General features: G+C 58.7%; 16 protein-coding genes. 3 read left to right on the forward strand and 13 right to left on the reverse strand.

Features of this window, described 5'->3' with window-relative positions; all coding sequences use genetic code 11:
* Positions 1-120: 120 nt before the first annotated feature.
* The 5 genes from DMP17_RS02525 to DMP17_RS02545 all read right to left on the reverse strand — a co-directional run bounded on the left by DMP17_RS02525 (position 121) and on the right by DMP17_RS02545 (position 4423).
* Positions 121-585 carry a MaoC family dehydratase gene (locus DMP17_RS02525; protein WP_337827508.1) on the reverse strand — a complete coding sequence of 155 codons (465 nt, stop codon included), beginning with the start codon at positions 583-585 and terminating at the stop codon, positions 121-123.
* Complete coding sequence (locus DMP17_RS02530) at positions 582-1760, reverse strand: alkaline phosphatase family protein (protein ID WP_337827509.1); 1179 nt, start codon at positions 1758-1760, stop codon at positions 582-584. The genes DMP17_RS02525 and DMP17_RS02530 overlap by 4 nt, the downstream gene beginning before the upstream one ends.
* A 161-nt stretch (positions 1761-1921) precedes the next feature.
* Positions 1922-3361: a hypothetical protein gene (locus DMP17_RS02535; RefSeq protein ID WP_337827510.1), complete on the reverse strand. Its 1440-nt coding sequence runs from the start codon at positions 3359-3361 to the stop codon at positions 1922-1924.
* Positions 3318-3638 (reverse strand): hypothetical protein, encoded by a 321-nt coding sequence (locus DMP17_RS02540; protein WP_337827511.1) that lies wholly within the window; start codon positions 3636-3638, stop codon positions 3318-3320. Before DMP17_RS02540 ends, DMP17_RS02535 begins: the two co-directional genes overlap by 44 nt.
* On the reverse strand, positions 3635-4423 hold the full coding sequence (locus tag DMP17_RS02545; RefSeq protein ID WP_337827512.1) for a glutaredoxin family protein: 789 nt from the start codon (positions 4421-4423) through the stop codon (positions 3635-3637). Before DMP17_RS02545 ends, DMP17_RS02540 begins: the two co-directional genes overlap by 4 nt.
* Positions 4424-4457: 34 nt before the next feature.
* Between DMP17_RS02545 and DMP17_RS02550 the strand changes: the two genes are divergently transcribed.
* Positions 4458-4868 (forward strand): MerR family transcriptional regulator, encoded by a 411-nt coding sequence (locus DMP17_RS02550; protein ID WP_337827513.1) that lies wholly within the window; start codon positions 4458-4460, stop codon positions 4866-4868.
* 217 nt (positions 4869-5085) lie between these two features.
* On the opposite strand, the gene ychF is transcribed toward DMP17_RS02550, so the two are convergent.
* The 8 genes from ychF to DMP17_RS02590 form a co-directional block, all read right to left on the reverse strand.
* Positions 5086-6186, reverse strand: a complete 1101-nt coding sequence (gene ychF / locus DMP17_RS02555) for a redox-regulated ATPase YchF (RefSeq protein WP_337827514.1) — start codon at positions 6184-6186, stop codon at positions 5086-5088.
* 136 nt (positions 6187-6322) lie between these two features.
* Positions 6323-6907 carry an aminoacyl-tRNA hydrolase gene (gene pth / locus DMP17_RS02560; protein WP_337827515.1) on the reverse strand — a complete coding sequence of 195 codons (585 nt, stop codon included), beginning with the start codon at positions 6905-6907 and terminating at the stop codon, positions 6323-6325.
* A gap of 92 nt (positions 6908-6999) precedes the next feature.
* Positions 7000-7632: a 50S ribosomal protein L25/general stress protein Ctc gene (locus DMP17_RS02565; protein ID WP_337827516.1), complete on the reverse strand. Its 633-nt coding sequence runs from the start codon at positions 7630-7632 to the stop codon at positions 7000-7002.
* A gap of 142 nt (positions 7633-7774) precedes the next feature.
* Positions 7775-8770 carry a TraB/GumN family protein gene (locus tag DMP17_RS02570; protein ID WP_337827517.1) on the reverse strand — a complete coding sequence of 332 codons (996 nt, stop codon included), beginning with the start codon at positions 8768-8770 and terminating at the stop codon, positions 7775-7777.
* A 32-nt stretch (positions 8771-8802) separates the two neighbouring features.
* Positions 8803-9750, reverse strand: a complete 948-nt coding sequence (locus DMP17_RS02575; RefSeq protein WP_337827518.1) for a TraB/GumN family protein — start codon at positions 9748-9750, stop codon at positions 8803-8805.
* 39 nt (positions 9751-9789) lie between these two features.
* Positions 9790-10752, reverse strand: coding sequence for a TraB/GumN family protein (locus tag DMP17_RS02580; protein WP_337827519.1), 963 nt, complete (start codon positions 10750-10752; stop codon positions 9790-9792).
* Between the two features lie 86 nt (positions 10753-10838).
* Positions 10839-11540: a hypothetical protein gene (locus DMP17_RS02585; protein WP_337827520.1), complete on the reverse strand. Its 702-nt coding sequence runs from the start codon at positions 11538-11540 to the stop codon at positions 10839-10841.
* A complete protein-coding gene (locus DMP17_RS02590) occupies positions 11509-11721 on the reverse strand; it encodes a helix-turn-helix transcriptional regulator (protein ID WP_337827521.1) in 213 nt (70 codons plus the stop codon). The genes DMP17_RS02585 and DMP17_RS02590 overlap by 32 nt, the downstream gene beginning before the upstream one ends.
* 248 nt (positions 11722-11969) lie before the next feature.
* On the opposite strand from DMP17_RS02590, the gene DMP17_RS02595 reads away from it, so the two are divergent.
* The gene (locus DMP17_RS02595) at positions 11970-12869 is read left to right on the forward strand and encodes a glycine--tRNA ligase subunit alpha (protein WP_337827522.1); all 900 of its coding nucleotides are present in this window, start codon (positions 11970-11972) and stop codon (positions 12867-12869) included.
* A gap of 196 nt (positions 12870-13065) precedes the next feature.
* A complete protein-coding gene (locus tag DMP17_RS02600; protein WP_337827523.1) occupies positions 13066-15615 on the forward strand; it encodes a glycine--tRNA ligase subunit beta in 2550 nt (849 codons plus the stop codon).
* The last annotated feature ends 69 nt before the right edge of the window (positions 15616-15684 follow it).

A 15684-nucleotide genomic window follows, 5' to 3' on the forward strand; every position in this document is an offset into this window, starting at 1 on the left:
AAAGAATGTGCGTGGGGAACACACGGCGCGGACGATAGAGCAATTTAGACCGATTGCCACGAAATTCCCCAAAGCCATTGTAAAATCAGGTTTAGGGCGGCGGGGTAGAGGTGGCGAAATCTAGGCTTGGTCGGGGTTTCGCACCGCCACCAGACCGTTGGAAATCATCGACAGGACCGGCTCGTCATTCTGGTTGAACACGGTAGTGCGCGCCTTGGTCAGGCCCATTTCCGGACGGCTGGCCGAGCGACGTTTTTCGATCAACTCATTTTCCGCACGCAACGTGTCGCCGGGATAGACAGGGCGCAACCAGCGCAACTCGTCAATGCCGGGCGAGCCGAGCGAGGCCACGCGATGCTGCGACCATTCCTTGACCAGCATCGCCATCGTCATCGCGCAAGTGTGCCAACCGCTGGCGGATAGCTTGCCGAAATGGGTTTTGGCCGCGGCGGCATCATCGAGGTGAAAGGGTTGCGGGTCATATTTGCCCGCAAAATCGACAACCTCTTCGCGCGTCACTTCATAATGTCCGAACGCGCTTTTACTGCCGACTTCCAGATCCTCATAATAGGCAATATCGCTCATGGCTTGGTCCCCGTGGTTGCAGGCACAATGGCGGGCCCATTGCGAATATCGGCGGGAAGATGCGGCACACCGTCATAGGGAAGCGGCTGCATCCCGATAAGATAGGCGATGAGCGGATAAACATCGACATTGTCGAACACCGGCAATGTCTTGCCCTTCAATATTTCCGGACCATTGGCGATGAAAATTGCCTGCATTTCGGGCGAGAAATTATCATAGCCATGATCGCCGCCATTGGCGTCATATTCGGGTTTCCCCATGACAACCTTCCAGCCCATATTGGCGAGGCAGAAAATCGCCGGGATGCGCGGGTTGCTGCCATATTGATATTGGGCCGGAATATCTTTCTTGTTCCAGCACGTCATATTGGCGTGCGGCGTTGCGGGTTTGACGAGCGCGGCTTCGACAATCGCATCCTTGCCGGGTAACGGGTTGAGCGTTGCAAACGGGCCGGAACCGACCAACTGGTAATTGTCGCGCGTCAATAATTTGTCGAGGTCGATCAAGCGGTCATTGCTGGTCGCGGCCATGCCATGATCGGATGTGACGATGATATTGACCGGCTGGTGCAACGCCTTGATGCTATCGACGATATAGCCGATTTGCGTGTCGACATCGGCAACCGCTTTGGTGGTTTCTGCCGCAGCAGGGCCGAATTTATGGCCTGCCGTATCGACCGTATCAAAATAGACGGTGATAAGCTTGGGACGCAGATTGGCGGGGCGGCGCACCCAGTCGATCACCGCATTGGCGCGCTGGGTATTGCTAACATTCTGGTCGAACCGCTCCCAATCTTGCGGGCGGCCGCCATGGATCGCAACTTCGGAGCCGGGCCAGAACATCGTCGCCGTGCGGATGCCCTGCTTTTCCGCGGTCACCCAAACCGGCTCGGCCTGACTCCACCAGAAAGGGTCGAGCGCCTGACGGGTATTGCCAAGGCTGAAATTTTCACCGGGACCGGGACGCGCAGGGTCGCGCATATTATTGTCGACAATGCCGTGATTATTGGGGCGTTTGCCGGTGACGATGGTGTAATGGTTGGGGAAAGTCTTGCTCGGAAAGCTGGGACGCATCGGACCATAAACACCGGTCTTGATAAGCTGGTTAAGATGCGGCGTGACCCCGCGCTGGAGATAGCTGGGGTGGAACCCGTCTATCGACACCAGCAATGTCAACGGCGCGCGCACTTCGGCGGGCGCGGCAGGGCTGCTTGGCGGGGCGGGCACGCCAACGCTGCCGGTGGGGGTCGGGGCGGTTTCACAGGCCGACAGGGACAGCGCGACGACTGCCCCTGCGACCAATTTGAATCGGGTCATGCTGGTCATGACCCTGTTGCTTAATGCCCCAAGGACAGCTTCGCAAACAAAGTATAGCCTATCGGGTTTTTTCCGTAAAAAGGATCGAGCATATCGGGCTTGGCATAGGCCGCCAGCGACCCGCCAAGGGCCAGTTCGACCGCATCGGTTACGGGCAAGCGGTAGGCATAGCCCGCCTGCATTTTCGCAACGCGAAAGGGCTGGTCATGAAGCGGATGGTCATGATCGGGAAATAGCTCGCTATTTTTCACATTTTCATAACGGGCAAACAGGCTGTGCCGGTCGCTAAGGTCATAATTGACCTCGGCAAGCCAAGCGGTGAGCGTGGGACCGGGTTTCAGATCCTTGGCCGAAAAAGCTGCCATCGCTGACAGGCCGTTATCGCTGGCATAATGGATGCTTGCGGTGGTGCGCTGTTCATCGCCCGCATGGGAAACTTCGGGGGATTTGAGATGCGCTGTGGATATTTGCCCGGTCCAGGCAGGGGAAGGCGTAAAGCTTGCGCGCACTGCCCAACTATCGAGCTTGGGTTTTTCAATATCCCAGCGATCCTCGTCCGGCTCGCGGCCACGGAAGGCTGACGCTTCAAGCTGGAATTTCTGCGCGGAAAAGCCGCCGGTCAGCACGCCATAGGTAATATGGGTCGAATCGAACCAATGATGGGTGATAGGCGGTTCGGGATTATATTTGGCAGAAGCGCGGTGCATGAAGGCGCTCGGCCCGATGGCCGGTTCCCCGACGGGGCCGCCATAAAGGAACAGGCTGGCATTATCGGCGACATCAACATCCACCCGCGCGGCCAGTTCCATGAACAGGTCATGGGGATGCTGGCGATCAACCAACGGGTCGCCATAAGCGGTTTCGCCGGTGGCAAACAGATTGGGATAGCCGCGCGGGCTCATCGCGGGTTCTAAGCTCAGCATAGTGCGCGCTTCAAAGCGCCCGCCTTCAAATTCCCGCGCGGCGGAAAACATCGCCATATTGGTGACGTAGAATTTATCATCCCCGCGCTTGCCGCCATGATCGGTATAAGCCGTTTGCACAAAGCCATGCGCCATAAGGTGCCAATCACCGGCATTGGTCATCAGCCCGTGCATCCCGCCTTCATTGCCGGGGAGGCGCGCGGTGCCGGAACCATTGGTGAAGGCGCTGGCATTCCCATGTGCGCTATGTTCGGCCTTGTCAGGGGCGTGGGCGCTATGGTCCATAGCCTTATGATCCATCGCTTTATGCGGTTGCGGCGGCGCAGTGTCGGAGCTTTGCGGGTGGCTTTGGTGCGCGCTATGGTCTTGCGCACTATGATCTTGTGCAAGCGCAGGCGCGGCAACAAGCAGGCCGAGGGGCGCGAGCGCGGCCCCGGCGGTTAATTTCATCAACATAAAAAATCCTTGAAGCAAAAATGGTGAACAATCGGGTTCAGCCAAAGCTTCGCGGCGGGGGCGGGTCGAGGCCGCTTTCATGCTGTTGACGAAAGGCGGCCAGCATGGTGCGATAAGGAGTCGGTTCGCTGGGGGAGAGGGCCGCCAGCGGGCGCGCGCTATCTTGCGGGATGGCGCAGCCGATACAGTCGGGCGATACTATAGCGGAAGCAGGCGCGGATGGCTGGTGCGGACTGCTATCGCCTTGCTGGTGGCAAGCGGCATTATCGGTCTTGGACGGCGCGCTATGACAGGCCGCCATCACCGCCGCGGGCATGGCCAGCAGCAGCAATATTGCAAAGGCAAACAGACGCATCACAGGCGGGCGATCATCCACACCGCCATTGCGATCATGAACAGGTTTTCGGTGAGCGAGACAAAGCCCAGCGGCACATTGCTGCTCCCGCCCACACACGCGCATTTCAGCTCGCGCTTGTCGATATAGACCGCCTTGAACACCGACACCGCGCCGATGCCGCCGATAAACAGCGCGACCGGAATCGAAGCAAGTGGTAACCAGTGCGCGGTCATCAACACGCCAGCCAAACCTTCGGCGAACGGATAGATAGTAGCATAAGGCACCCAGCGTTTGGCGAGCAGGTCATAGTTCAGGAACATCGTCGCAAATTTGCGGACATCCTGAAGTTTCAAGAGCGCGAGGATACACATGCTGAACGACACAAACCATTCGCCCGCGCGGATGGTGAAGGGCGAACCGAAGGCTGCATAGCTAGCCGCCAGCGCCATCAGCGCGGTCATCGCAAACAGGGCGATGACGGGGGTATAGCTGGTCGCGGCGGGATCGGCGACCTTGAGCCCGAAATAGCGGCGCAGATCATCATATCCGCCAACCCGATCGCCGTTGATAAAGGTCTGGGGCGTGGTTTTGACGCCATGCTTTTCCTTGAACGCATCAGTTTCGGCGCGGGTCGTCAGGTGCCTGTCATCGACTTGAAAACCATGACTTTTCAGGAGGTGGAGCGCCTGTAGTCCATAAGGGCAAGTGTGGCTTGGCATGACCATGCGATAGAGGGTCGCTTGCTTGGGCGCGGGGGCGGGAGAAGGGGGAGAAGGGCTGGTTGTATCCTGGGACATACCGCCCATATAGGGTCTGTACCACAGTACGGAGTCAAGGCTTATGCAGCGCACCATCGGGAAATTGGCCGAAGCGGGCGGGGTGGGGGTGGAAACTATCCGCTATTACCAGCGGCGCGGGCTGATGGGCGTGCCGGTGCGCCCCGGCGGCGACGGATGGGGCGCAGGGGTGCGACGTTATGACGAAACCGACCTACGCCGCCTCAAATTCATCCGCGCGGCCCAAAGCGCAGGCTTTACGCTTGAAGAAATTGGCGAGTTGCTCGCGCTCGATGAAGCCAAGGATCGCGCCAAAGTCCGTGCGCTTACCGTCAAACGCATCGCCGCGATTGACGAGAAAATCGCCACATTGTCGGAGGCGCGCACCGCCCTTTCCAAACTCGCCAGCGAATGTGCGGCGGGCGGGGGAGGCCATTGCCCGATCTTGCAGGCTTTTGACGGGGATGCGGGTTAGGCTCCAATTCCCCTTCATACGTCATTGCGAGCCGCGAAGCGGCGCGGCAATCCAGAGCCGCGCAAGGCTGCGCTGGATTGCTTCGCTACGCTCGCAATGACGATGGAGTGGGGTTAAGGGCCGCGCCGCTTCGCGGCTCGCAATGACGATGGTGTGGGTTAAGGGCAGCGGCGCTTCGCTACGCTCGCAATGACGATATATTGAGGAGGGTGCCGCCTCAACTACTGTGCAAAAAGTGCATCACGTCGCCGTCATGGACGACATAGGCTTTGCCTTCGGCGCGCAGCTTGCCCGCCTCGCGTGCTTTGCTTTCGCCGCCGAGAGCTACATAATCGTCGAAAGCGATGGTTTCGGCGCGGATGAAGCCTTTCTGGAAATCGCTGTGGATTTCGCCCGCCGCTTCAGGGGCGGTTGCGCCCTTATGCACGGTCCAGGCGCGCGCTTCTTTGGGGCCGACAGTGAAGAAGGTGAGGAGGTGGAGCAGTTCATAGCCCGCCCGGATAACCCGCGCGAGGCCGGTTTCGTGAAGGCCCATTTCTTCCAGAAAAGCGAGCCTTTCTTCGGCGTCCATGCCGACCAGCTCTTCTTCGATTTTCGCCGATACCAACACGGCCTGCGCGCCTTCGGCTGCGGCCTTTTCCATCACGCGCGCGGAATAGGCGTTGCCGGTCGACGCTTCCTCTTCATTGACGTTGCACACATAAAGGACGGGCTTGGCGGTGATAAGCTGGGCCTGCGCAAACACGCGTGCCTCTTCAGCATCCTTGGGTTCGGTGAGGCGGGCAGGCTTGCCATTGCGCAGCAATTCGAGGGCCTGCGTCAACACGGACACCGCAATCTTCGATTCCTTGTCGCCCTGCGCGGCTTTCTTGGCAAGGTTGGGGACGCGCTTTTCAAGACTTTCCAGATCGGACAGCATCAATTCGGTTTCGACCGTTTCCGCATCCGCAATCGGGTCCACCTTGTTTTCGACATGCTGGATGTCGTCATTTTCAAAGCAGCGCAGCACATGGACAATCGCGTCCACTTCGCGGATATTGCCGAGAAACTGGTTGCCCAGCCCTTCACCCTTCGACGCGCCGCGCACTAGCCCAGCAATATCGACGAACGCCAATTGGGTTTCGATAATCTTCTGGCTGCCCGCAATCGCGGCAAGCTTGTCGAGGCGCGGGTCCGGCACCGCGACATTGCCGACATTGGGCTCGATCGTGCAGAAAGGATAGTTCGCCGCCTGCGCCGCCTGCGTTTCGGTCAGCGCATTGAACAAAGTGGACTTGCCGACATTAGGCAGTCCGACGATACCGCATTTGAAACCCATGAAATAAACCTTGTTTCGAATTTTTTAAGGCGAAAAGCCGTTCACGCGGCGTCTCTAAGGATAGAATGGCGCTTAGACAAGCGGGAGCGGTTGGCATCGGCTTGGGGCTAACCCGCAAGCATGGCGCCAATGCCGATCAGTCGTCCTGCAACCGTCCGGCAACATCGCTCATAAAGCGCGGGTCGTCATGCTTGGCGAGCCATTCGGCTTCGGCGCTGATCGCGCCCAGCATGTCGGTCAAATCATCCATTTCGCTCTTGGCATAATTGCCGAGCACATAGCCGGTGACGCGGTCCTTATGGCCCGGGTGGCCGATGCCGATGCGCACGCGGCGATAATCGGGACCAAGATGCTGGGTGGTGGATTTCAAACCATTATGCCCCGCGCTGCCGCCGCCCATCTTGACCTTGACCTTGAACGGCGCGAGGTCGAGTTCGTCGTGGAATACGGTCACATCTTCGGGCGCAAGCTTGTAAAAATTCATCGCCGCGCGGATCGAGCGGCCACTTTCATTCATGAAGGTGGCAGGCTTCAAGAACAGCAATTTCTGCGTTCCGATGCGTCCTTCCTGCACCCAGCCGTTAAACGCTTTTTTGGCAGGCGAAAAACCGTAAATTTCGGCCATGACGTCAAGCGCCATGAAGCCGACATTGTGGCGGTGCATCGCATATTGCGGACCCGGATTACCGAGGCCGACCCAAAGCTGGAGCGCGCTGCTCATGGATATTTGCAACTTTTCCTAAAACAAAAAAAACCGGCGGTAAGCTTTTGCCGACCGCCGGTTTATATTCAAGCCAAAAGGGCGCGGAAAAATTAAGCTTCCGCTTCGCCTTCTTCGCCTTCACCTTCCTTGGTGGTGTCGCCTTCTTCGGACTTCAGCGCCGAAGGTGCAACGATCGTCGCGATGGTGAAATCGCGGTCGGTGATCGCGCTCGACGAACCCTTGGGCAGGGTGACAGCCGAAATATGGATCGAATCGCCGACTTCGGTGCCGGTCACGTCGATGACGATTTCGTCAGGGATCGCGTCCGCGTCACACACCAGTTCGAGTTCGTGACGGACCACGTTCAACACGCCGCCCTTCTTGAGACCCGGCGATGCTTCTTCATTTTCAAAGCGGACCGGAACAGCAACCGTTACGGTGGCGTCCTTCGCGAGACGGAAGAAGTCGACATGTTCGGGGCGTTCGGTGACGGGGTGGAACGCAACATCCTTGGGAAGGGTGCGGATTTTCTTGCCACCGACTTCGACCATGATGATCGAGTTCATAAAGAAACCGGTCATCAAAGCTTTGACGAGCGCCTTTTCTTCAACGTGAATGGTTTGCGGTTCTTCCTTGCCACCATAAATGACGGCGGGTACGCGGCCTTCACGACGCAATGCACGGGAGGCTCCCTTGCCAGCCCGTTCGCGCGCTTCGGCCGACAAGGTCAGCTGATCGCTCATAGATAACTCCAAGATATAAAGTGTGAAACGCGCATCCTACGCGCCCCATTCCCGCCACGCCTCCAGGGATGACCATGGCAAAGGAAGCGGCGCCTATAGGCGGGAAGCGCGCGAATTGCAAGCGGGGTAGGGCGGGTTCGCTTTATTGCACCCGCTCGACCTTATAGCCTTGGGCTTCGAGCATCGACTGGACGCTATCATCGCCTACCAGATGGCCGGTGCCGACCGCGATGAGGATGGTGCCGGGGGCTTCCATCCGGTCGCGGATCCACGCGGCCCATTGCTGGTTGCGCCGCGTGAGGAGCGGGAGCGCAAGCCCCGGCACCGCGCGCAATTCGCTATCGGCATAATAAGCGACGCTGTCGGTGTCGCCTTTGGCCCAAGCCGCGATCAGCCGGTCGAATTTGGCGCTGGCAGTATCGGCGTCGCCAATGGTGCGCGCGAGCAAAATATCCTGAGTCTGCTGGGACAGGCTATCGAACAGGCCAAGCTGATATTCGGCGGTTTCAAGGCCGGACACGGGCTTGCCCTGCGCTTCGAACCTTTTGGTCAGTTGCTTTTCGGTGCCATTGTCGAGCGAGAGCGCGGCATTGCGCGATACCGCATTGCCGAGCATCAGCGCCGCTGCCCAGCTTTCCATTCCGTCCAGTTGCGCGCGGCTGATGCGGGTGCGGCTCGCGAGCTTTTCAAATTCGCCCACAAATTGCGGCGGGATGCGCTCCTCTATCGGGTCTTGCGGGCTGTCGGCGGCAATGCTGGCAAGCACATCGGGGGCCTTGGCCTGTTCTTCGGGCGACAGTTCGAGGACGAGCATATCCGCGCTGTTAATCACCTCATTGACCATGCCCGACTGCCAATCGAGGCCGGTCGGCAGCATATGCACGCCGCCGAACAGGAAGATGGTGGTGTCATCATCCGACAGCTTCCACAAAGCAGGGCGTGAGGCACCGAGGGGGAGTTGCACTTCCTGTTCAACCTGTTTGGCCGTGGATTGCGCCTGTCCGTTTGTTTGCGCCGGTTCGGTGGGCGCATCGCTTTTGCGGTTACAGCCGGTCAGCGCCAAGCCGACAAGCGCCAATGCGCCGAGCGCGGACAGGGGGAAGGTGCGGAGGCGGGAGCGGGGGCGGGGATGCTGCATGATAGGCTTGCTATCGGGCTTTGCGCGCGGCATCAATCCTTGATGCGTTGCGGGTTAAGCCCCTGGTCGGTTACGAGATAATGTTGCACGCTATTTTGCCCCGCCAGATGGCCCGCGCCGACCGCGATAAACACCGTGCCGGGGTGCGCCATGCGCTGTTTTATCCAAGCGGCCCAGCGCCGGTTACGTTCGAACAACATGATCCGCGCCATGTCCGGCAGCTTGTAAAGCGCGCCATTTTTGGAAGCCGCAAGCGTATCGGCATCGCCTTTCAACCAAAGGCTAAGCATTTTATCGGTCGACACTATCGGGTCGGCCTTGCTCGTCACCAGTTGCGCGAGCGCGTCAATTTGTTCGGCTTCCGGCACGCTATCGAGCATGGCAAGCTGGGCTTCGGGCGTTTCCAACGCTTCGTGGCGCTGGGCGGGGCGAAGATTTGCGACCAATATGCGTTCGGCCCCCGCCTTGGGGTCCAGTCCAAGCTTGCGATACCGCGCGGTCGCCAGCACACTCGCCACATACCAGGCTTCATAACGTTCCAGCGATTGGGCACGCAGCCCTTGGGCTTCGGCAAAGGCGCGATAGGGCGCGCGCGCCGCTTGGGGCAGCTTGCGGCTGAGCGGCGGACCGTCGGGATCGGTTGCCAGCGCAATGGTCGCCGGACCCAACGCCATCGGATTATCGGGCTGTTTGATTTCGGTCACCAGCGTGTCCGATGCTCCAAAGGCGTTACGGATTGCGCCATCAAACCATGATGCGCCGGGTTTCAGCATATGGAAGGTGCCGAACAGATAGATGGTCGTATCCGCATCGCGCACGACCCATAATGCGGGGCTATGATAGGCAACAGGCGCAGGCGCGCTTTGCACTGTAGGTTGGTGCGGTTCGGGCGGCTTGGCGGCGGGCTGCGGGTCGCAGGCGGCCAGTAAGGCGAAACCGCCCGCCATTAGAGCGCGCACAAGAAAAGGGGGCAGGGACATCCGTTCAAGGATAGCCGCTGCCCCCTTTGGCGTCACGCCTCAATATTGGATGCGCTTGACCTTCACATTGCGCTTGGCGAGGAAGTCCTGAACGCTGTCCTTGCCCGCCAGATGGCCTGCGCCCACCGCCATGAACACGGTGCCGGGCTGTTCCAGCCGCTTTTCCACCCATTCCGCCCAACGCGCATTGCGGTCGGTCAACAGCAAGCGGCGGGTTTCGGGGGTATGGTCGATATTTTCGTTGAGGACCGCAGCGAGACCATCCGCATCGCCCTTGTTCCACGCGGTCGACATGCGATCAATGTAAGAGGCAATTTCATCGCCCTTGGTGATGACTTCAATCAGTCCCGTCACCTGCTCGCTTTCGGGGGTCGCGTCGAACCAGCCAAATTGCTGTTCGGCGGTTTCAAGCGATTCCATCTTCTTGCCCGAAGCCTTGGCCGCCGCCGCCAGCACCTTTTCCGCGCCGCTTTCAGGGCTCATCCCGGCCTTGCCATAATGGGCCATCGATAGCACTGTCGACACGAACCACGGATCATAAGCATCAAATGTCGTGGCGGGCATACCGAGCTTGGTCATTTCCGCGTCGAAAATGCTGCGTTGTTCGACCGTCAGCTTGTCGCGCAATTTCTTGCCATTGGCATCGGCCGCATATTTTTTGACGAGCGGTTCCATCGCTTTCATCGCTTCGGGGTCGGTCACATCGGCAATCTCCATGACCAGCGTATCCGATTTGTCGAACGCTTCCTTGACTGCCTCGTCAAACCAACTGAGGCCGGGCTTCAACAGATGGACGGTGCCGAACATATAGATGGTCGTGTCATGGTCCTTGACCACCCATAGCGCAGGATCGCTATTGTCGTTGGTCGTGGCCGCCGCTTTGGTCGAGGCGCTGTTCGGTTTGCTATCGGCTGCGGTGCAACCGGTGAGCAATAACGCGCCGCCAATCGCGGTATTCAGCAATTTTTTCCATTTGTTGGAAAAAGGATGGGCAAGGGTCATGAGGCTTTGTCTCCTGAGTGAAAAAGGGAAATGGGTGTTGCGAGGGGGGCGTGCAAGGTCGGCAAGCGCCCGCTTTGCGGGTTGGCTTAACGATATTTCTTCCACATCCACACGGTGAGGCTGACGAAAATCGTGCCGAAAAAGATGAGCACGCCATTGACCGGCTGGGCCATGCCGCCGCGCCATAACAGCCACCAGGTCGAACTTACCGTCCAGTAGAAATAGCAGGCCCACATCGCGCCATCGCGATAAGCGGCTTCTTCCAGCTCATCGGTAGCATTTTTGTGCCAATAATAGGATATGAGCGGCATGAAGATTGCGGTCACGCCAGCAAGGATGAGCGCGGTGAGGGGCGGCAGAGGCCCGCTGCTAAACGGCGATGCGTCGCCTGCACCTTGGCCCGATATGGTCATGACCATGCCGATGATAACCCCGAGCAGAAGCGCACCTGTCATAATCCGGCGATTAAGCTTTTCGCGCCGGTTGCTTACCGCAGACGTTCCGAAAAAGGCGGGGACTTGCTTTAAAAACAGCGCCCCGCACAGCAAAAGCATAGCCGCAACGCCAAGGACGATGGCCCATTCAAGCGGACGCAATGCGCCGCCACCTAGCTCTATATGCTTGGTGAAAAATCCAATGAGGACCGCGGCCGTGAAAGTAGCGCCGACGCCTGTCAGCGCAAAAAAGGCAACGGGTTTGAAATGGCCGCCATTGTCTGGATCGTCGGACATGTTGTCCGGCATATCGTCTGGAAGCTTATCCGTCATTGCTGGCGCTCCATTCATCATCGAAAATCTCCTCGATCGGTAAATCGAATAAACGCGCAATTTTGAAGGCGAGCGGGAGCGAGGGGTCATATTTTCCCGTTTCGACCGCGTTGACCGCCTGCCGCGAGACATCAAGCCGCAAGGCCAGATCGGCCTGCGACCAATTATGCATCGCGCGCAATATTTTGAGTTTATTCTTCATAACCGGATGCAAATTATATTTTGGGGCCACCCAGTGGTGTCCCCACGTGTCAGCCTTCCCTTACATATTGTCGTGATTCGCTGACAATGTCAACAACACCTTACAAATGGCAAGGCGAGGCTGACATAGGGGCATGAAAATGCGCGGGGAGGCGGCCTGCGCGCGAAGTCCGGCTTGCGCCTCTTGACCTCCCCATGCCCATCCGCCAAAGGCTTGGGCCATATTTGTGCAAGTGCGAAGGCGAACAGGTGGCCAATCCCGCTCCCAATCCGGAAGCCAAAAGCTTCCAGCAACTGATCCTCACGCTCCATGATTATTGGGCGAAGCAAGGCTGTGTGATTCTCCAGCCGCTCGATCTGGAGGTCGGGGCAGGGACATTCCATCCCGCGACCACCTTGCGCAGTCTGGGACCGGATGCGTGGAATGCGGCCTATGTCCAGCCGTCGCGCCGCCCGACCGATGGCCGCTATGGCGAAAATCCCAATCGCTTGCAGCATTATTACCAATATCAAGTGGTGATGAAGCCCAGCCCGCCCAATTTGCAGGATCTATATCTCGGCAGCCTCGCGGCGATCGGCATCGACCCGCTGAAACATGACATCCGCTTTGTCGAAGATGATTGGGAAAGCCCGACCTTGGGCGCGTGGGGCCTTGGCTGGGAAGTGTGGTGCGATGGCATGGAAGTCACGCAATTCACTTACTTCCAGCAGATGGGCGGTTTTGATTGCAAGCCGGTGACGGGTGAAATCACCTACGGCCTTGAACGGCTCGCTATGTATATCCAAGGCGTCGACAGCGTCTATGACCTGCGTTTCAATGATCCGGTCGACGATATACCGGCTGTGAGCTATGGCGATGTATTCCTTGAAAATGAAAAGGAAATGTCGGCGTGGAACTTTGAAGTCGCCGACACTGACAAATTATTCCGCTGGTTTGAAGATTGCCAGAAAGAGGCGGCGGCGTGCATCGAAGCCAACCTCCCGCTCCCCGCTTATGAGCAAGCAATCAAAGCGAGCCACATCTTCAACCTGCTCCAGGCGCGCGGCGTGATTTCGGTGCAGGAACGCCAAGCCTATATCGGCCGCGTCCGCGACCTTGCCAAAGGCGCGTGCGAGGCGTGGATGCACAAGAATGGATGGGCGGCGTGATGGCAACTGGGCTTACCCTAAACCCGTTAGTGCTGAGCTTGTCGAAGCACGCCTGTCCGCGTCACACCCGTCATTCGACAAGCTCAGGACTACGGATAATTCCGTATCACGCCCGTCCTTCGACAGGCTCAGCACTACCGACATTTTCGCATCACACGCCGTCCTTCGACAAGCTCAGGACTACGGATATTATCACATGACCGACTTCCTCCTCGAACTTTTGTCCGAAGAAATCCCCGCGCGGATGCAGGGGAAGGCCAAGGATGATTTGGCCCGCCTGTTCACCGATGCGCTCGCCAAGGCGGGGTTGCAGGCGGACAGCGTTGAAACTTTCGCAACGCCGCGCCGTTTGGCTTTGATTGCCAAAGGCTTGCCGCTTGAAACTGCCGCCGTTTCTGAAGAAACCAAAGGTCCGAAAGTCGGCGCGCCGCCGCAAGCCTTGGAAGGCTTTTTACGCAAAACCGGCCTTACCCAAGATGCTCTGGTCGAACGCGATGGCGTTTATTTTGCGGTGGTCAATAAACCTGGGCGCAAGACCGCCGACGTATTGGCCGAAGCCATTCCCGCCATCATCCGCGCGTTTCCTTGGCCCAAGTCGATGCGCTGGGGCAAAGCGTCGGCCAGCACGGAATCGTTGCGTTGGGTGCGTCCGCTCCAAGGCATTGTCGCGCTATTGGGCGATGATGTCGTGCCGTGCGCGATTGATGGCCTCAATAGCGGCCGCGACACGATGGGGCATCGCTTCCACCATTCGGGACCGGTAAGCATCACCAATGCGGGCGATTATGAAGCCAAGCTACGCGCGGCCCACGTCATCCTCCATTTTTCCGAACGCTGCGCGATTATCCGCGATACCGCCAAGAAACTGGCGGCGGACAAAGGGCTGGTGTGGATCGAAGATGAAGCCTTGGTCGCCGAAAATGCAGGGCTCACCGAATGGCCGGTGCCGCTCATCGGCGATTTCGACCCGGCGTTCCTCGAAGTCCCGCGCGAGGTCATCCAGTTGACGCTCGCGACCAACCAGAAATATTTTGTGTGCGGCTATCCTCCCCGAAACGGGGAGGGGGACCATGCGCAGCATGGTGGAGGGGGATTGCCGTCGGGCACAGCGCCAGACGATACCCCCCCTCCGTCAGTCGCTGACGCGACTGCCACCTCCCCGTCCCGGGGAGGATTAGCCCCCGCCTTCATCTGCACCGCCAATATCGACGCCAGGGATGGCGGCGCGGCGATTGTCGCGGGTAACCGCAAAGTCTTGGCGGCGCGCTTGAGCGATGCGCGTTTCTTCTGGGAACAGGACCAGAAAAAGACCTTGGCAGACCATGCCGAAGGACTGAAACGCATCACCTTCCACGAGAAACTGGGCACGGTTGCTGATAAGGTTGACCGCGTGGCGAAACTCGCGCGTTGGTTGGTGGAGGAGGGGATTGTAACCGATTCACCCCTCCCCTTCGGGAGAGGGGCAGCGGAGCCTTATGAGCGTAGCGAATTAGGCGAGCGGGGTGGGGTTTCTCCTGCTGGCGCCGCGCCTGTTGACAGACCCCACCCCAACCCCTCCCCTAAAGGGGAGGGGCTTAGCTTGGCCGACCTCGCTGAACAGGCCGCCCGCCTTGCCAAGGCTGACCTCGTCACCGAAATGGTCGGGGAGTTTCCCGAATTGCAAGGCGTGATGGGCGGTTATTATGCGGCCAAGGAAGGCCTACCTATCGAAGTCTCCAACGCCATCCGCGACCATTATAAACCGGCCGGGCAGGGCGATGACGTTCCCGCCGCGCCGGTCACCGTGGCGGTGAGTTTGGCTGATAAGTTGGATACTTTGGTTGGATTCTTTACTGCTGGCGAAAGTCCAACAGGTTCAAAAGACCCATTTGCACTTCGTCGCAGCACACTAGGCATTATAGCGACAATCGTGACCAATTGTAGGGTGGGGCTTGGAGGGCTCATTTCGAAAAGTGCAGAAATTCATTGGTCTGAGCATGATCATGGAACGCCAGCGGACGTACATGAAGCTTGGCGACGTAGTTTTGAAAACTTTAAGTGGTCGGATAGCTTTACAGGAGTGCGCCCTGACCCGCAGTCAGTTGGAGCGGGCGCTGGCGGCTATTGGAAATCTGCATTCACATTTGGGTTATTTGATCTCCCGATCTTCTTCGCCGACCGTCTCAAGGTCCAGCAAAAGGAAGCGGGCGTCCGCCACGACCTCATCGACGCAGTGTTTGCGCTTGGGGGTGAGGATGACCTTGTCCGCTTGCTCGCCCGCGTTCATGCGCTTCAATCGTTCATCAGCACTGATGACGGCGCGAACCTGCTCGCAGGCTATAAGCGCGCGGCGAATTTGTTGAAGCAGGCGGGGGATTCACCCCTCCCCTTTAGGGGAGGGGCAGCGGAGCCTTATGAGCGTAGCGAATTAGGCGAGCGGGGTGGGGTTTCTCCGGCTAGCGCGGGCGTTGTTGACAGACCCCACCCCAACCCCTCCCCTGAAGGGGAGGGGCTTAGTGATGCTGAAACGGCCCTCCTCACCGCGCTCGATGCCGCTGAACCCAAAGCTTCCGCCGCTGTAGAAGCCGAAGATTTTGAAGGTGCGATGGCAGCCCTCGCAACCCTGCGCGCGCCGATTGATGCGTTTTTTGAAGCGGTGATGGTCAACGATCCGGACCCCGACAAGCGCGCTTTCCGTCTGGGCCTGCTCGCCCGGGTGCGGGATGCGGTGCATAAGGTCGCGGATTTTTCGCGCATCGAAAGCTAAGCGGCAAAAGCGCAAGGGAACGGCACATCATGACACAAAGCAGGGCAGGATAATGGCCAACCCGTCAGG

The sequence above is a fragment of the Pseudonocardia sp. TMWB2A genome, assembly GCF_017312135.1.